The sequence below is a fragment of the Pseudoclavibacter sp. AY1F1 genome (assembly GCF_002931075.1).
Taxonomy (GTDB): Bacteria; Actinomycetota; Actinomycetes; order Actinomycetales; family Microbacteriaceae; genus Pseudoclavibacter.
Window position 1 is genome coordinate 736,542 of the sequence record NZ_PSTQ01000001.1, and the last position, 17,333, is coordinate 753,874.

17 protein-coding genes are annotated in these 17,333 nt (G+C 66.2%); 13 read left to right on the forward strand and 4 right to left on the reverse strand.

Going from position 1 to position 17,333, the window contains the following annotated elements; genetic code table 11:
• Window positions 1–8: 8 nt before the first annotated feature.
• The 4 genes from C5B85_RS03415 to C5B85_RS03430 all read right to left on the reverse strand — a co-directional run bounded on the left by C5B85_RS03415 (window position 9) and on the right by C5B85_RS03430 (window position 4,249).
• Window positions 9–638: an NUDIX hydrolase gene (locus C5B85_RS03415; protein ID WP_104284619.1), complete on the reverse strand. Its 630-nt coding sequence runs from the start codon at window positions 636–638 to the stop codon at window positions 9–11.
• Entirely contained in the window at window positions 635–2,113 is a 1,479-nt protein-coding gene (locus C5B85_RS03420; RefSeq protein WP_104284620.1) for a nicotinate phosphoribosyltransferase, read from the reverse strand. Before C5B85_RS03420 ends, C5B85_RS03415 begins: the two co-directional genes overlap by 4 nt.
• A gap of 92 nt (window positions 2,114–2,205) precedes the next feature.
• Window positions 2,206–3,048, reverse strand: a complete 843-nt coding sequence (locus C5B85_RS03425; RefSeq protein ID WP_104284621.1) for a phosphoribosyltransferase family protein — start codon at window positions 3,046–3,048, stop codon at window positions 2,206–2,208.
• A gap of 112 nt (window positions 3,049–3,160) precedes the next feature.
• Window positions 3,161–4,249, reverse strand: coding sequence for an acyl-CoA desaturase (locus C5B85_RS03430; RefSeq protein ID WP_104284622.1), 1,089 nt, complete (start codon window positions 4,247–4,249; stop codon window positions 3,161–3,163).
• 249 nt (window positions 4,250–4,498) lie between these two features.
• On the opposite strand from C5B85_RS03430, the gene C5B85_RS03435 reads away from it, so the two are divergent.
• From C5B85_RS03435 to secF, 13 genes are all read left to right on the forward strand, one after another.
• On the forward strand, window positions 4,499–4,927 hold the full coding sequence (locus C5B85_RS03435; RefSeq protein WP_104284623.1) for a hypothetical protein: 429 nt from the start codon (window positions 4,499–4,501) through the stop codon (window positions 4,925–4,927).
• Between the two features lie 197 nt (window positions 4,928–5,124).
• Entirely contained in the window at window positions 5,125–7,047 is a 1,923-nt protein-coding gene (gene thrS, locus C5B85_RS03440) for a threonine--tRNA ligase (RefSeq protein ID WP_104284793.1), read from the forward strand.
• A complete protein-coding gene (locus C5B85_RS03445; protein ID WP_104284624.1) occupies window positions 7,044–7,616 on the forward strand; it encodes an HIT domain-containing protein in 573 nt (190 codons plus the stop codon). Before thrS ends, C5B85_RS03445 begins: the two co-directional genes overlap by 4 nt.
• Window positions 7,617–7,735: 119 nt before the next feature.
• Window positions 7,736–8,653 carry a pyridoxal 5'-phosphate synthase lyase subunit PdxS gene (gene pdxS, locus C5B85_RS03450; RefSeq protein ID WP_068484376.1) on the forward strand — a complete coding sequence of 306 codons (918 nt, stop codon included), beginning with the start codon at window positions 7,736–7,738 and terminating at the stop codon, window positions 8,651–8,653.
• 7 nt (window positions 8,654–8,660) lie between these two features.
• Window positions 8,661–9,260, forward strand: coding sequence for a pyridoxal 5'-phosphate synthase glutaminase subunit PdxT (gene pdxT, locus C5B85_RS03455; RefSeq protein ID WP_104284625.1), 600 nt, complete (start codon window positions 8,661–8,663; stop codon window positions 9,258–9,260).
• A 47-nt stretch (window positions 9,261–9,307) separates the two neighbouring features.
• Window positions 9,308–10,612, forward strand: coding sequence for a M18 family aminopeptidase (locus tag C5B85_RS03460; RefSeq protein ID WP_104284626.1), 1,305 nt, complete (start codon window positions 9,308–9,310; stop codon window positions 10,610–10,612).
• 165 nt (window positions 10,613–10,777) lie between these two features.
• Window positions 10,778–11,542, forward strand: a complete 765-nt coding sequence (locus C5B85_RS03465; protein ID WP_104284794.1) for a YebC/PmpR family DNA-binding transcriptional regulator — start codon at window positions 10,778–10,780, stop codon at window positions 11,540–11,542.
• A 5-nt stretch (window positions 11,543–11,547) separates the two neighbouring features.
• Entirely contained in the window at window positions 11,548–12,174 is a 627-nt protein-coding gene (gene ruvC / locus C5B85_RS03470) for a crossover junction endodeoxyribonuclease RuvC (RefSeq protein WP_104284627.1), read from the forward strand.
• A 4-nt stretch (window positions 12,175–12,178) separates the two neighbouring features.
• Window positions 12,179–12,802 carry a Holliday junction branch migration protein RuvA gene (gene ruvA, locus C5B85_RS03475; protein ID WP_104284628.1) on the forward strand — a complete coding sequence of 208 codons (624 nt, stop codon included), beginning with the start codon at window positions 12,179–12,181 and terminating at the stop codon, window positions 12,800–12,802.
• Window positions 12,799–13,833: a Holliday junction branch migration DNA helicase RuvB gene (gene ruvB, locus C5B85_RS03480; RefSeq protein ID WP_104284629.1), complete on the forward strand. Its 1,035-nt coding sequence runs from the start codon at window positions 12,799–12,801 to the stop codon at window positions 13,831–13,833. Before ruvA ends, ruvB begins: the two co-directional genes overlap by 4 nt.
• A gap of 126 nt (window positions 13,834–13,959) precedes the next feature.
• A complete protein-coding gene (gene yajC / locus C5B85_RS03485) occupies window positions 13,960–14,355 on the forward strand; it encodes a preprotein translocase subunit YajC (RefSeq protein ID WP_181064256.1) in 396 nt (131 codons plus the stop codon).
• 57 nt (window positions 14,356–14,412) lie between these two features.
• Window positions 14,413–16,173, forward strand: a complete 1,761-nt coding sequence (gene secD, locus C5B85_RS03490) for a protein translocase subunit SecD (protein WP_258070557.1) — start codon at window positions 14,413–14,415, stop codon at window positions 16,171–16,173.
• Complete coding sequence (gene secF, locus C5B85_RS03495) at window positions 16,173–17,255, forward strand: protein translocase subunit SecF (protein ID WP_104284631.1); 1,083 nt, start codon at window positions 16,173–16,175, stop codon at window positions 17,253–17,255. The genes secD and secF overlap by 1 nt, the downstream gene beginning before the upstream one ends.
• The last annotated feature ends 78 nt before the right edge of the window (window positions 17,256–17,333 follow it).

The window sequence follows — 17,333 nt, forward strand, 5'->3', positions numbered from 1 at the left end:
TCGTCGCGTCAGTCGTTCCATTCCCAGACGGTTGTGCGGCCCCGCAGCTTGACCCCCGTCGTATCCGTCGTGACCCGAACGGCCCCCGTTCCCTCGAGCCAGCGGCGGAAGTTCGGTCGGTCGAACGGCTCAGCCTGCAGTGCCGCTCCAAGCGCAATGGCGGTCCCCGACGTGAACTTCTCGCCGAGGAGTGCTCTCGTGACATCCCAGTCCCGCCAGACGATCTCACCGAGACGAACGCGCGCCGATCGGACGATGACGGTGTGGTCGAACGGCAGCGGGGGCACAGCATCGAGCGGATGCCAGCGCAGCTTGCCATCGCGAGCGTCCGCCTCCAGGAGCACGAGGCTCGCCAGCGAGATGGTCGCACTGCGCGGGTCACGCATCGTGCCGTCGAACCAGCCGAGCTGGCGAGTCAGCCGCACCTCGACTTCCGGGATGCCGGCCTTTGTGCGCAGAGCCCGCAGCACGGGGGCTGTACCGTGCTCGCCGGCGAGGAGGAGCACTCCGGGAAGGGCCTCCACCCTCTCGTGCGGGGAATACTCGCGGGGAGCCAGGCCGAACTCCAGCCGCTCGTCGCGGTAACGCACCGGCAGTGCATCCATCGCGACGAGCGGCTGGTCGTAGGCCTCGCTCAACGCAGCACCGTCTGCTGGGAGAGCACCGCACGGATATCCGGGAAGCTCTGGCGTCGAAGGAACACTCCGTCTTCCCAGACGGGCTGGAGTAGTGAATCCGCTTCCTCCGCAGGCGTCGCGCGCTCGATCAGACGCATCTGGCCCTCGGGATCGCGCACGACAGCAAGTCGACCTGTGGCGCTCTTCTTCGTTCCGCTGTCGGTCACTGGGTCCTTTCGGATGTCGACACCACGACCGTCGACCCGAATCCATGTCGCCTTGATCGCGGACATGAACGTGTCCCTGGTCTGGTACTGGTACCCGAAGCTTCCCATGCCGAAGACGACGTTTCCAGAGGCGAAGCCCTTCGAGGCAAGCCGTTCGGTGATGCGAACCGCACGCTCTCGGGTGATGGAATCGCCGTAGATGGCACCGATGTGCGTGTCCAGCTCCTTGTACCCAGCCGTGTTCACCGTGCCGCCGAAGGTGTCCCACAAGAGCTCGATGACGCCCTTGCGTTCAGCCGGCTTGGCGTCGGGCTTGCCTTCGACCCCGCAGAGGATGTCGACGGGATCCCCGGAATCGGGCCGGATGACGAGCTTGCCATCGCGGGCGAGCACTTCTCTCTTGAGCGCCGGAAGGTACTCGGTGAGCACGCGCCACAGGTCGAACGTGTCGGAAACGACAGAGACGATTCCACTGGGGTAGAGGCCGAGCAGCCGCTCGAAGAGTTCACGCTCACCGACCGTCGCGATTCCCGCGCACATGACCGAGTGCTCCGTGGCCGGCACGCTCCCCGCGATGAATTCCCCTCCGTAGTGACGCTCGATCCAGTCGATGGCGACGAGAGAGTCGGTTCCGGTGAAGCTGAGCAAGTGCGCAGCCCCGCTCATCGCGGCCGTCTCGTTGGAGGACATCCCCCGGTACGAGAAGTCGTGCCCCTGCCAGTCAACGGCGGCCGCAGGAGTGCCCGTTCGCTCCGCCGCTCCCTCGAGCGTCTCTCGCATGGCCCTGGCCACCGTCGCGGTTGTCGAGGCCTGCCAGATCTGGGCGCTCAGCACCGTCTCGATGTAGTTCGTCAGCCAGAAGAAGTCGGGGTGGGTGTTCTCGATCGTGAAGCTCGGGATGCGCAGCGGCACGGCCGTTCCCTCCGGCACCGCGCAGAACCGCAACGGCAGGAACCCGAGACGGTGCAGGGCTCGGATATGCGCGCTCCCGATCGTGTTTTGGCCGAGGATGCCGGTCAGCCTGGCCTCGTAGGCCGCGCAGACCTGGTCCTCGTCGGCGTCGAAGAACACCGTGAAGGAGTCAGCGTAGGTGTCCAGGAACGCCTGCAGACCGAAGTGGATTACGGCGCCGATGTCCGGGATGCGGGATCCGCGGTTCGTGTAGTTGGAGTACACGCCCGTGACCTCACCGGCAAGTCCGTACTGCTGAAGGTGGCCGAGCTTGTAGGCGTCGGTCTGGAAGAGCGGGGCAACTGGCGCGAAATCCATGGTCTTGCCTTTCTGATTTGGCTGTCTGAACGATGTGGTCTGGCCGTCTGAACGATGTGGTCGTCTGGAAGAGACGAGCCGCACCGGGAGGGCTAGGCCTCGACGAAGGGCGCGAGGATGTTGCGAATCGAGAGCACCTTGGTGGCAACCCCTTCGCGCGCGGCGCCAGGGTGCGAATCGGTGGTGATGATCTCTCCGAAGTGCTGTCGCAGGGAGGGCGCATCGCCCGAGAAGACCCCGTGGCTGACGAAGAGGGCAAGGCGCTCCCTCGGTAGGCCGGTCGCCTCCGCCAGGCCCCTGAAGGTGCCGCCTCCGTCGCAGATGTCATCGACGACCAAGAGGCGACCGGTTGCGGGGAGCGACTCGCAGCTGAAGCCAGAGAGGCGACCGGTTGCGAAGTCGCGGTGCTTCTCTGCCAGGTAAAGGGGCAGGTGGAGCGCCGTGGCCGCTGCTTGGGCGCGACGCACAGCCCCGGCGTCCGGTGCGATGACGCCGACGAGGTCGTGATCGTCGCCCACGCGACCGATGGCAGCTCGACGGACGTACGGCGCGGAGCCAATGACCTTGACGTTCTTGATCAGTGCCGGCGCGACCTCGGAGTGCGGGTCGAACACGATCACCTGGTCAAGCGCGAACCCGTTGATGAGCTCGGCATAGACCTTGGCGCCGAACGGCACGCCGCGGTCGGCGCGCGCAGCTGGCAGGTAGGGCAGGAGTGCGACCGCGCGGTGCCCCACCTGGTGGACGTAGTCGGCCCAGAGTCCGAGGGCGAGGTAGTCAACCGGGTCGGCCCCGGTGACGGTTGCGTACGCCGGCTTCTCGTCGAGTGCTTCTGGGATGACGAGGGAGACCTCGCCGCCTGGGAAGCGCATTGTGCGGATGGCGCTGGTGGCCTTCCACCCGGAAGGCATCTGTGCTTGGAAGTGGATGCTCATGCCACGAGCATATCACTATTCGTAGATTTACGAATAGCTGGAGAGCGGGGTCGTCACGGAAACGAAAAAGCCCACCCGGTGCTCCGGATGGGCTTTCTCTGCGTGTCTGAGATCAGACGCGGCGGAACTGATTCACGAGCGGGCAGTCGAACGGGTCGCGGGCCTGCAGGCCAACCCTGTTCAGGTACTCGATCACGATTCCGTAGGACTTGATGAGCGTCGTCTCGGTGTACGGGACCTCAAGGTTCTGGCAGTGCTCGCGAATAATCTCGCGGGCTCGTGCAAGGTGCGGACGAGGCATGCTCGGGAAGAGGTGGTGCTCGACCTGGTAGTTGAGGCCACCCATGAGCGCGCTGGCCCACCAGCCACCGCTGACGTTGCGCGACGTGAGGACCTGCTTGCTGAAGAAGTCCATCTTCACGTCAGCCGGGATGATCGGCATGCCCTTGTGGTTCGGGGCGAAAGAGGCGCCCATGTAGACCCCGAAGACAGCCATCTGCACGGCGACGAACGCGAACGCCATACCGAGAGGGAGCAGCCAGAAGATGGCACCGAAGTAGATCGCGAAGCGGACGGCTATCATGGTGAACTCAATCCAGCGGCCCTTGATGGGCTGACGCGTGAAGAGCGACTTGATGGAGCGGAAGTGGAGGTTGTACCCCTCGAACGTGAGCAACGGGAAGAACAGGTAGCCCTGCTTGCGCGTGATGAGCGCGAGCAGACCGGTCTGCTTACGAGCATCCTCTTCCGTGAAGGAGATTGTGTCGAAGTCGATGTCAGGGTCCTTGCCCATCTTGTTCGGGTTCACGTGGTGCTTCGTGTGCTTCGTCATCCACCAGCTGTAGCTCATACCCACAACGCCGGCCGCGAGGAAGCGCCCCAGGCGGTCATTGCCAGGGCCGGACTCAAGCACCTGGCGGTGCGAGGCCTCGTGGGCGATGAACGCGAACTGCGTGAAGATGATTCCGAGCGCGGCGGCGATCAGGAGCTGGAACCAGCTGTCGCCGAGAAGGATGAACCCCGTGATAGCGCCGCCGAGGGCAACGATCAGGCCGGCCGCCAGCATCCCGTAGAACCAGCGTGTGCGCTTGAGTAGGCCCATCTCGCGGATGACCTTCGACACGGCGCTGTAGCTCTGGGTGACGGACTTGGCCCCGGGGGTGCGAGGCTTTGTTGTCCGGATGCGACCGATGCCCTGCATAGGGCCGGACGCTTGGGGGAGCGGAGAAGATGAAGTCGAAATGTGAGGATCCCCTCGTTCGGCAACCTTTGGTTGTTCGTTCGCCAAAGGCAGTGTGCCGATCGCTGACTTCAGGCTAGTGGGAGACGAGGACATATTGGCTGTGTATCTGGCCAAATCGTCACCCAGCGTCTTCACACGCGATGTATCGCGATTACGCGTATCTTGATGCCATCACGGATCGCGCCGCCCGGCGCACTTGGAGGAACGATGACTTCGACTGGCAGCGGCAGCAGCGGCAACACCGGTGGGAAAACCGGTGCGCCCAATGGTGAGCGCATGCGGGAATCTGCCGACTCCGGCGCGCGCGTGCAGGCCGTGCACACGGGGCTGAAGAAGGTCGTGACCGGGCGTGAGAGCGTCATCAAGGACCAGGCGGTGAAGCTTGCCGAGAAGCTGGACGTAAAGACGGCCGGCCGCCACCACCAGAAGATTCGCCTCGCCCTCCTCGCGCTGAACAGCCTCGTCGACACCCTCGGCAAGGACGGGAAGACCGAGTCGGAGGCCAAGGGTTCGCCCCGTCCGGACGGGGCGAAGCCCGCCGGAGCCTCAGGGCGATCGGCTCCCTCTGCTTCGGCGCACGACGAGCCAGAGGACATCGGCACGTTCACGCCCAAGGCCGACGGACGCTCGAAGTAGTCGCCTGCCCGACTCCCCCTGTTCGGTGCGCTGGGAGCGGGTCGTCCCGCGATAAAGTGGTCGCTTGTTCATGCCTAACGACAAGGAGCATCGTGACCAGCGATCCCGTTGACCTCGAGACCGAACCCCGCCAGGACAACACGTCCGGCGCGACGACCACCGGATTCGAGCTCTTCACAGACCGCTCCGTCGTCGCGATGAAGCTCGACGGCGAGCTCGTCGACCTCGCCACGGCCGTGCCAGAGGGTGCCGTCGCGGAGCCCGTGACAATCGACAGCGCCGAGGGACTCAGCATCCTGCGCCACTCGGCCGCTCACGTCATCGCCCAGGCAGTGCAGAAGATCAACCCGGACGCCAGGCTTGGCATCGGCCCGCCCATCACGGACGGGTTCTACTACGACTTCGACGTCGAGACGCCGTTCACCCCCGAGGACCTCAAGGCGATTGAGAAGGAGGCCCAGCGCATCCAGCGCCAGGGTCAGCGTTTCGTGCGCCGTGTCGTCACTGACGATGAGGCCAGGGCGGAGCTGGCGAGCGAGCCCTACAAGCTCGAACTCATCGGCCTCAAGGGCAGCGGAGCCAACGCGGACAATGAGTCGGTCGAAGTCGGGGCCGGCGAGCTCACAATGTACGACAACGTCGACCCCAAGACCGGCGAGGTCTATTGGAAGGACCTCTGCCGAGGCCCGCACGTCCCGTCGACCCGCATGCTCAGCAACGGATTCGCCATCCTCCGCTCGGCTGCCGCCTACTGGCGCGGCTCGGAGAAGAACCCGCAGCTCCAGCGCATCTACGGAACCGCCTGGCCGACCAAGGACGAGCTGCGCGCCTACAAGGAGCGCATCGAGGAGGCCATGAAGCGCGACCACCGCCGCCTCGGTCGCGAGCTCGACCTGTTCAGCTTCCCGGACGAGCTCGGCTCCGGGCTTCCGGTGTTCCACCCCAAGGGCGGAATCATCAAGCTCGAGATGGAGGAGCATTCCCGCAAGCGCCACGTGCAGGAGGGCTACAGCTTCGTCTCCACGCCCCACATCACCAAGGGACGTCTCTACGAGATCTCCGGACATCTCGACTGGTATCGCGACGGCATGTACCCGCCGATGCGCATCGACGAGGAAGTGGATGAGGCGGGCAACGTCACGAAGCAGGGCCAGGACTACTACCTGAAGCCCATGAACTGCCCGATGCACAACTTGATCTACAACCAGGGGGCGCATTCGTACCGCGAACTCCCGCTGCGGATGTTCGAGTTCGGCACGGTCTACCGCATGGAGAAGTCCGGGGTTGTGCACGGCTTGACTCGTGCGCGCGGCTTCACCCAAGACGACGCGCACATCTACTGCACGCGCGACCAGATGCGCGACGAACTGACTCGCACGCTCAAGTTCGTGCTCTCGCTGCTCAAGGACTACGGACTCGACGACTTCTACCTTGAGCTGTCGACCAAGAACCCGGAGAAGTTCGTGGGCGACGACGCGACCTGGGAGGAGGCGACTCGCACCCTCGAGGAGGTTGCCACCGCGTCCGGTCTCGACCTGGTGCCGGATCCGGGCGGGGCCGCCTTCTACGGGCCGAAGATCTCCGTGCAGGCCCGCGACGCCATCGGACGCACCTGGCAGATGTCGACCATCCAGCTCGACTTCAACCTCCCAGAGCTGTTCGACATGGAGTATGCGGCACCGGATGGCACGCGTCAGCGTCCCGTCATGATCCACCGCGCGCTCTTCGGGTCCATCGAACGGTTCTTCGGCGTGCTCGTCGAGCATTACGCGGGTGCCTTCCCTGTCTGGCTGTCGCCGGTCCAACTCGTCGCGATCCCCGTCGCCGAGCAGTACGGCGAGTACCTGCAGGGCATTGTCGACGAACTGCGCTCGCACGGTGTGCGCGCAGAGCTCGACGCATCCGACGATCGCATGCCCAAGAAGATCCGGAATCACACGAAGGCCAAGGTGCCGTTCCAGCTCATCGCGGGCGAAGATGACCGTGCCGCGAAGACGGTCTCCTTCCGCTTCCGTGATGGAACGCAGCGCAACGGCGTTCCGATCGAGGACGCGATCCGGCTTGTGCGGGGAGCGGTCGACGAGCACCTGCTCGTCAACACGGCAGAAGACCTGGCATGAGCGCTCTCGGGTTCCCCGAAGGAGAACTGGACGGCCTCGAGATCGAGCGCTCCGCCGACTTCGCCGGGGTGCCCGATTCCTTCCAGCGGCTCTGGACGCCCCATCGGATGGCGTACATCCAGGACGGCCAGGACCCCGCCGAAGATGCCTGCCCATTTTGCGTCGGGCCCACGATGGATGACACCAAGTCGCTCATCGTGGCCCGCGGGGAGCACGCGTTTGTCGTCATGAACCTGTACCCGTACAACTCGGGGCACCTGCTCGTGTGCCCGTATCGGCACGTGGCCATGTACGACGAGGCATCGGAAGACGAGGTGCTGGAGATCGCGCATCTCACGCAGACCGCGATGCGGGTGCTGCGGGAGGTCTCGAACGTTGACGGCTTCAACATCGGGATGAACCAGGGACGGCTCGCGGGCGCTGGCATCGCGGGGCACCTGCACCAGCACATCGTCCCGCGCTGGCAGTTCGACGCCAACTTCTTCCCGATCATCGCGAAGACGAAAGCGTTTCCGTCGCTGCTGGGGGAGACACGACAAGCGCTCGCCGAAGCCTGGCCGACCGCCTGAACTCCGGCGTTTTCATTGGGCAGTCGCCCAACCATCCGCCGGTGCACGCCCGTCTAGACTTGAGCACTATTCACACCCGAACCGCCTTGCACTGACTGCACGCGGAAAGTAAGGACATCATGAGCGAAAGCACTGCCCCTCTCGTCGGCGCCGACGGGACCGTAGGCTCCAACCGAGTCAAGCGCGGCCTGGCCGAGATGCTCAAGGGCGGCGTGATCATGGACGTCGTCACGGCCGAGCAGGCCCGCATCGCGGAAGATGCCGGCGCCGTCGCCGTCATGGCCCTCGAGCGCGTACCCGCCGACATCCGCGCGCAGGGAGGCGTCGCGCGCATGAGCGACCCAGACCTCATCGAGAGCATCATCGCCGAGGTTTCCATCCCCGTCATGGCGAAGGCCCGCATCGGCCACTTCGTCGAGGCGCAGGTGCTCCAGGCCCTCGACGTCGACTACATCGACGAGTCGGAGGTGCTGAGCCCGGCCGACTACGTGAACCACATCGACAAGTGGCAGTTCACGACGCCATTCGTCTGCGGCGCCACCAACCTCGGTGAGGCGCTGCGCCGCATCAACGAGGGTGCAGCCATGATTCGCTCGAAGGGTGAGGCAGGTACGGGCGACGTGTCCGAGGCGACCAAGCACATCCGCAAGATCCGCGGCGAAGTTGCGGCCCTCACCTCGATGACGCGCGACGAGCTGTATGTCGCCGCCAAGGAACTCCAGGCGCCGTACGAGCTGGTCCGCGAGATCGCCGAGACCGGCAAGCTGCCTGTTGTGCTCTTCACTGCGGGCGGCGTTGCGACGCCAGCCGATGCCGCCATGATGATGCAACTCGGCGCCGACGGCGTCTTCGTCGGCTCAGGCATCTTCAAGTCGGGCAACCCGGCGCAGCGCGCCGCGGCGATCGTCAAGGCAACCACGGCGTTCGACGATCCGGCTGTGATCGCCGCAGCTTCGCGCGGACTGGGTGAAGCGATGGTCGGCATCAACGTCTCCGACCTCGCGGCCCCGCACCGCCTCGCAGAGCGCGGCTGGTAGCGAGGCTTTGGCACTACCTCCCGCAGTCGGCGTCCTCGCACTGCAGGGCGACGTCCGTGAGCACCAGCAGGTGCTCACGGACCTCGGTGCAGAAGTGGTGCAGGTCCGCACGCCCGCCCAGCTCGATGCCGTCTCCGGCCTTATCATCCCGGGGGGCGAGTCGAGCGTCATCGACAAGCTGTCGCGCATCTTCGAGATCGCTGGGCCCATCAAGGCCCGCATCGCGGCAGGCATGCCGGTGTTCGGCACCTGCGCGGGCCTCATCATGCTCGCCGACACCGTACTTGACTCGATCAACGGACAGCAGAGCTTCGGCGGACTCGACGTCACCGTGCGGCGCAACGCCTTCGGCTCACAGAACCAGTCCTTCGAGACGCAGCTTGCCGTGCCGGAGCTCGGCGAACCCGCCGTGCATGCCACGTTCATCCGCGGACCGGTGGTTGAGTCCGTCGGGCCGCAGGCGCGGGCCATGGCTTCGCTCCCGGACGGGCGAGTGGTCGCCGTCGCGCAGGGCAACCTGCTTGGGACTTCCTTCCACCCGGAGATGAACGGCGAGGCGCGCTTCCACCGCTACTTCCTGGACCTGGTCGCAGAGCACTCCGCCTGACCAGAGCCAGCACACCAGTCGAATCGATAGAGAGCCAGGAGCAGAAAATGGCGAGACGCCGGCCGAGCAAGGCAGCCAGAAGCAAGCAGGTGAGCGATTCGCTCGCCGCGTTCATCCGCGATTCGCCGTCGTCCTTCCACGCGGCGGCCGAGGTTGCCAGACGACTCGAGGACGCCGGCTTCACGGCGCTCGACGAGCGCAACGAATGGCCACAGGATGCAGGGGGGTACGTCGTCGTCCGCGACGGCGCGGTCATCGCCTGGCGTGTGCCTGAATCGACCACGCCGACCACGCCGTTCGCGATCGTCGGCGCCCACACCGACTCTCCGGGCTTCAAACTCAAGCCGACTCCGGAGTCAACCGCGCAGGGCTGGCGGCGCCTCGAAGTCGAGGTATACGGCGGCCCCCTCCTCAACTCCTGGCTCGACCGTGAACTCCTCGTCGCCGGGCGTCTCGCGCTCGCCGACGGGACAACCGTGCTCGCCGCGACGGGCCCCATCGCGCGCATTCCGCAGCTCGCCATCCACCTCGACAGGGGAGTGAACGAGCGTGGGCTTGTGCTCGATCCGCAGCGCCACACGCACCCCGTGCTCGGTCTCGATGCCGCTGGCGGCGTCCTGGCGGCGCTAGCGGCGGACGCCGGCATCGACCCCGAGTCGATCACGGGGCACGATCTCTTCGTCGCTGACGCGCAAGAGGCCCGTCTCTTCGGGCACGGCGAGGCCCTGTTCGCGGGAGCCCGCCTCGACAACCTCGTGAGTGTGCACGCTGCCACCACGGCTCTCGTCGAAACCGTACCGAGCGGCGTCATCCCGGTCATCGCAGCCTTCGACCACGAAGAGGTCGGCTCGGCAAGTCGCTCAGGGGCAGCCGGCCCGTTCCTCGGTGACGTCCTCGCGCGCATCCAGGAAGGCCTCGGAGCTGGCCCCGCGCAGCAACGCCGTGCGCTTGCAGCCTCGTGGCTGGTTTCGAGCGACCTCGGCCACAGCGTGCATCCCAACTACCCGGAGAAGCATGACGACGAGACGCGACCGGTCGCCGGCCGCGGAACTCTGCTCAAACTGAACGCGAACCAGCGCTACGCGACGGACGCGCGCGGGAGCGCACTCTGGAGCGGTGTCTGCCAGAACGCCGGCGTCGACGTGCAGCCGTTCGTGTCGAGCAATGCCCTGCCGTGCGGGTCGACGATCGGCCCCATCGCGGCGACCCGGCTCGGGATCTCGACGGTCGACGTCGGTATCCCCATCCTCTCGATGCACTCCGCTCGGGAGCTGGCAGCGATTGCCGACATCGAGGCCCTGGAACGCGCCCTCGCGGTCTTCCTCGCGGGCGCATGGCCTGAGCACGCGTAGACCGAACACTGAACAGCAGCGGTCCAGGAGCCGGAGTAAACTAGCGGGCAGACCGCTCGCCGGCGGCGACCAGTGATGCCCCACGTCTCGGGCCATGGTGTCGGCGTGCACACGATCAGCAGCGGGGTCCGCTTCGGCGAGACGCGCGAGAACAACGGAGAACAGATGTCCGGACACTCCAAGTGGGCGACGACCAAGCACAAGAAGGCCATCATCGACTCGCGTCGCGCGAAGTCGTTCGCCAAGCTCATCAAGAACATCGAGGTCGCGGCCAAGATCGGCGGAGCTGACATCGCGGGCAACCCGACGCTCGCCGACGCGATCCAGAAGGCGAAGAAGACAAGCGTCCCGATCGACAACATCAACCGCGCCGTCAAGCGCGGCGCTGGCCTCACCGGCGAGTCGATCGACTACACGACGATCATGTACGAGGGGTACGGCCCAGGCGGCATCGCCCTCCTCATCGAATGTCTGACCGACAACAAGAACCGGGCGGCCGCCGAGGTCCGCACAGCTATGAGCCGCAACGGCGGCAACATGGCAGACCCTGGCTCCGTCGCCTTCAACTTCGAGCGCAAGGGCGTCATCGTCGTCCCGCACGAGGAGACGCCAACCGAGGACGATGTCCTCGAGGTCGTGCTCGACGCTGGGGCCGAGGAAGTCATCGACCACGGCCACGTGTTCGAGATCCGCACCGAGGCGAGCGAGATGGTCGGCGCGCGCACCGCACTGCAAGCCGCTGGCATCGACTACGACTCGGCCGACGCTGAGTTCGTGCCAAACGTCAAGGTCGAAGCAGACGCAGAGACCGCTCGCAAGGTCTTCCGCCTGATCGATGCGCTGGAAGACAGCGACGACGTGCAGAACATCTTCACCAACATCGACGTATCCCCAGAGGTGCAGCAGCAGCTCTCGGAAGACGACGAGTAGTCCGAGTGCCGCGGCGCATCCTGGGCATCGATCCGGGTCTCACACGCTGCGGCCTCGGCATCGTCGACGCGCACGGACGGCAGCGCGTGGAGTTCGTCCATGTCTCTGTCGTCACGTCCGCGCCAGGCGATGAGCTGCCCCGTCGCCTGCGGCTCCTCGCCGACGGCATCGAAGCCATCCTCGACGAGTTCGCACCAGACGCCATCGCGCTCGAGCGCGTGTTCGCGCAGCAGAACCTGCCGAGCGTCATGGGTGTCGCCCAGATCTCCGGCGTTGTGCTCGTCGCGGCGGAACGACGCGGCATCGCGGCCGCCATGCACACGCCCTCCGAGGTGAAGGCCGCCGTGACCGGCTACGGCTCTGCCGAGAAGAAGCAGGTCGGCACCATGGTGCAGCGCATCCTGCGCCTCGACGAGATCCCGAAGCCGGCCGATGCCGCCGATGCCCTCGCGCTTGCGATCTGCTCCGCGTGGAAGTCCCCGCTCGACGCACTTGCGTCAGCGGGGAACCGCGCGCCTGCCGAGCGCGCGGCGGCATCTGCGCCTAGATCGAAGGATGCCCCGACGGCTGCGCAGAGCGCGTGGCTCGCCGCCGAGCGTGCCGCGAAAACGCGCAGCCGCCGCGTACGGTAGACCGGTGATTGCTTCCCTCCGCGGCCAGGTGCTGTACCGGACCGCCACCACGGTCACGATCGAGGCCGCGGGTGTCGGCTACCAGGTGAACGTGACCCCGGCCCACGCGCTGCAGTTGCGACTTGATTCCGAGGTACTGCTCCTCACGCACCTCGTTGTCCGCGAAGACGCGTGGACGCTCTACGGCTTCCAGCGCGCCGAGGAGCTCGAGATCTTCGAGCACCTCATCACGGTCACCGGAGTCGGGCCGAAGTCCGCACTCGGCGTGTTGGCTCAGCTCGAGCCCGAACAGGTCGCCCGAGCTGTCAGCGATGAGGATGTCAAGGCGTTCACCGCCGTGAGCGGCATCGGCCCCAAGACAGCGAAGCTCATCATTCTCTCGCTCGCGGGCAAAATCGCTCTTGCGCCCGCCCCAGGGACGGCGGCGGGGGAGCCCAGCATCGAGAGCGCCTCCGCGGCGCTGCGCCGCGACGTCGTCGAAGCCCTGCTTGGCCTCGGCTACGCCGAGCGTCAGGCCGCACCCGCCGTTGACGACGCCGCCAAGGCACTTGATGGCGAGGATCCTGACGTCGCGGCGCTGCTGCGCGCGACGCTCAAGCTGCTCGGTCCGGCCGGGAGCCGCTCGTGACCGACGCGTCCCGCATCCCGGAAGCGCCGGAGTCCGAGGCGGAGATCGCCTTCGAGGGCGCGCTCCGGCCAGCGAACCTCGCGGAGTTCGTCGGACAGGCGAAGGTTCGAGTTCAGCTCGAACTACTGCTCAAGGCCGCCGCCATGCAGAGCCGCACGCCCGACCACATCCTCCTCGCTGGCCCTCCGGGCCTCGGCAAGACGACGCTTGCGCTCATCGTGGCGGAGGAGACCGGGCAGCCCATCCGGCTGACCAGCGGTCCCGCGCTGCAGCACGCCGGCGACCTCGCGGCCGTGCTCTCGAGCCTCGTGCCGGGCGAGCTGCTCTTCATCGACGAGATCCACCGCATGGCGCGCACCGCCGAGGAGATGCTGTACCTCGCGATGGAGGACTTCCGCATCGACATCATGGTCGGCAAGGGCGCGGGGGCGACAAGCGTGCCGCTCGAGCTCGCACCGTTCACCGTCATCGGTGCGACAACTCGCGCTGGACTCCTGCCAAACCCCCTCCGCGATCGCTTCGGCTTCACCGCACACCTCGAGTTCTACGAGGACGGCGAACTCGAGCGCGTACTGGCACGCGCGGCCCGGCTCCTCGACCTGCGTGTCGACGACGCGGCGCTCGCCGAGATCGCGACGCGCAGTCGTGGCACACCGCGCATCGCGAACCGCCTCCTGCGGCGTGTCCGCGACTATGCCCTTGTGCACGAGACCGACGCCAACGAGCAGGCTGTCCAGCACGCGCTGCTCGTGTACGACGTGGATGCGCTTGGCCTCGACCGGCTCGACAGGGCTGTCCTGCAGGCCCTCATCGACCGATTCGCCGGGGGTCCGGTCGGAGTCAGATCGCTTGCGGTCTCGGTCGGCGAGGAAGCGGAGACCGTGGAGAGCGTCGTGGAGCCATTCCTCGTTCGGACCGGACTCGTGACACGCACGCAGCGTGGTCGAGTCGCCACCCAGCAGGCCTACGCCCACCTGAGCCGAGCCCTGCCAGGGGGAGTGGTTCCGACGGGGCCGGTCCTCGACCTCTGACTCGCGGCACCTCACGCTCCACCTCTTGCTGAGCGACATCCGGGCGCGCCCGACGTACACTAGATGCGTTTGCCGTCGTTCCGGGCGTGCATAGTCGTAGTACGGACTGCCAGAAAGGCACCCACAATGGATCTCACGCTCCTTCTTCCCCTCGTCCTCCTCGGCGTCATGATCTTCTTCATGTGGCGCAGCAACAAGAAGCGCTCGGCGCAGCAGCAGGAGATGCGCAGCAGCGCCGTCATCGGCGCCGACGTCATGACGCAGAGCGGCGTATACGGCACCATCGTCGACATCGACGAGGACAACAACATCACGACGATCGAGTCCGAGCCCGGCACGCGCCTCCGCGTCCACTCGATGACCATCGCGAACATCCTCACGCCGGCCGTTCCGGACGACGCCTCCGCGCTCGCCGAGCACGACGCGGTCGAGGAGCGCTCCGAGATCGAAGCTGAGGCAGAAGCAGAACGTCGCGACGGCGACAACGGCTCTGAGTCCGGACCCAACATCAACAAGGCGTAGGCGACTCCCTCCCTTTCACGCACGGGCCTCGTCTCGAGGTCAGAAGGCAGAACTCTTTTGGCGAAGTCGACAACGTCATCGGCGCGTCGTGGTCGGGGTGCTGGCATCGTCCAGCGCGCCTGGCGCACGCTCACGTGGCTCCTGATCCTCATCCTTGCCCTCGTGGGCCTCAACTGGCTGGCCGTCGCCACGCAGGGGGGTCAGTGGACCCCGCGCCTCGCGCTCGACCTCGAGGGCGGAACGCAAGTCGTGCTCGCGGCCCAGCTGCCTGAGGGCCAGGCCGATCCGTCTTCCGAGCAGATGCAGCAGGCGGTTTCGATCATCCGCCAGCGCATCGACGCCTCGGGCGTCTCCGAAGCCGAGATCACCACGCAGGGCGGCCGGAACATCGTCGTCTCCGTGCCCGGCGAGATGGACCAACTGACGCGCGACCGCATCGAGAACTCCGCGAAGCTCGAGTTCCGGGCCGTGCTTGTCGCCGATCAGGCCGCGAACACCCAGGCCATCCCCGCAGACCAGCTCCCAGAGGAACTCTCGACCACGCCGACGGCGGAGCCCACCGACGCGAGTGACCTGAACTGGGTCACCGAGCAGATGTACGTCGACTTCCTGCAGTTCAACTGCGCCGACCTCGCCCCCGCCGCCGAGATCGACCCGACGCAGCCGCTCATCACGTGTGACGACTCCGGCACCGAGAAGTACGTCCTCGGCCCAGTCGAGGTCACCGGCGAGCGCATCGCAGACGCCTCCAGCGGGCTCACCACCACGAGCACGGGTGCGACCACCAACCAGTGGGCAGTCAACATCGAGTTCGACGCACAAGGCACCCAGGAGTTCGCGGGAGTCACCGAACGCCTCGTCGGCCTCACGGAGAACCAGAACCGTTTCGCCGTGACGCTCGACAACCAGGTCATCGTCGCTCCGACCACAAACGCGGCGATCACCGACGGCAAGCCGCAGATCTCCGGAAACTTCAACGAGGAGAGCGCCAAGGCGCTCGCCGACCAGCTCAAGTTCGGCGCGCTGCCCTTCAACTTCGTCGCGCAGTCGACCTCGACGATCTCGGCGACCCTCGGCAGCTCGCAGCTCGTGAACGGCCTCATCGCGGGCCTCATCGGGCTCGCGGCCGTCGTCGTCTACTCGCTCTTCCAGTACCGGACGCTGGGCCTCGTCACCGTCGCCTCACTGGTCATCGCCGCCGCCTTGACCTACATCGTCGTCACGTACCTCTCCAACCAAGAGGGGTACAGGCTGTCGCTGGCGGGTGTCGCGGGACTCATCGTCGCCATCGGCATAACGGCCGACTCGTTCATCGTCTACTTCGAGCGAATCAAGGACGAACTGCGAGACGGCAAGGGGCTCGTCTCGGCAGTCGAGGGCGGATGGACCCGGGCGATCCGCACGATCCTCGCCTCCGACGCCGTCAACTTCCTCGTCGCCATCGTGCTGCTCTTCGTAGCGGTCGGCAACGTGCGCGGCTTCGCGCTGACGCTCGGCATCACGACCATCATCGACATCATCGTCGTGACCCTGTTCACGCACCCGCTCATGCGGCTCCTCGCTCGCACCCCGTTCTTCGCGGACGGACACCCGGCATCCGGGCTCGACCCGCGTTCGCTCGGTGCCGTCTACCGGGGTCGCGGCACGTTCCGCACGCCGGAGCAGAAGAAGCGCGGCGCGACCCGTGAGGCCACCAAGCGGCAGACCCTCGCCGAGCGCAAGGCCGAAGCGGCCAAGAAAGCCGGCGACGACCTCGTTGCCGCCGGATCGGGAAGCGCCGACCAGAAGTCGACGACCAGCAATGGGGAGAAGGCCTGATGAGCAAGTTCCAGACGCTTGGCAACGACCTGTACACCGGTGAGCGCTCCTTCGACTTCGTCGGCAGGCGAAAGATCTGGTTCTCCATCGCGGGAATTGCGATCCTCATCTCGATCCTCGTTCCCATCCTCAGAGGCGGACTCGAGCTCGGGATCGAGTTCACGGGTGGTTCCGAGTTCCTGATCTCGCAGCCCGCAAGCGACGAACAGGAGCCCGCGATCGCCGCGGCCGCAGAGTTCACGCCGACGCCCGCCAAGGTCGCCGTTCTCGGCGACGGCGGCATCCGCGTGCAGACCGACTCGCTCACGGAGGACGCGAACACCGAGCTTCGCGCCGTGCTGGCCGAGGCGTACTCCGTGCAGGTCGAGGACGTGAACCTCTCGACCATCGGGCCATCGTGGGGGCAGGACATCACTCGTCAGATGGTGATCGGCCTCGGCGTCTTCGTCGCGATCGCCGCCATCCTCATGTCCCTGTACTTCCGCACTTGGAAGATGTCGATCGCGGCGCTCGTCGCGCTGGCCCACGACCTCGTCGTGACAGCAGGCGTCTACGCCATCACGGGTGTCGAGGTCACGCCTGCCGCCGTCATCGGCTTCCTGACGATCCTCGGCTACTCGCTGTACGACACCGTCGTGGTCTTCGACAAGATCCGCGAGAACGCCGAGGACTACAACGCGGAGTCCTCACGCACCTTCGGCGAACTCGTGAACCTCGCGATCAACCAGACCCTCGTGCGCTCCATCAACACCTCGGTTGTCGCCCTGCTTCCGGTCGGCGCGATCCTGTTCATCGGCGCGTTCCTCATGGGGGCTGGCACGCTCCGCGATATCGCGCTCGCGCTCTTCATCGGCATCTTCGTAGGAGCTCTCTCGACGATCTTCGTCGCCGGTCCGCTCTACGCCGCGCTGCGCTCTCGCGAGCCCGAGATCGCCCGCACCGACAAGCGCATCCTCGCTGCCCGTGCCCGCGCGCTCAAGGAGCGCGAGGACTCTGCAGACGACGCGAAGGACGAAGTCGAGAACGCCGCGGACGAAGCCGCTGCGGAGTCCGAGCCGGCGCCGAAGGCCTCCGCGTCCTGAGGACTGCCCGCACGGTGATAACTTGTCATCACCCTGGTCTGCGTACCCACGCAGACCAGGGTGATGATTCATATGGAG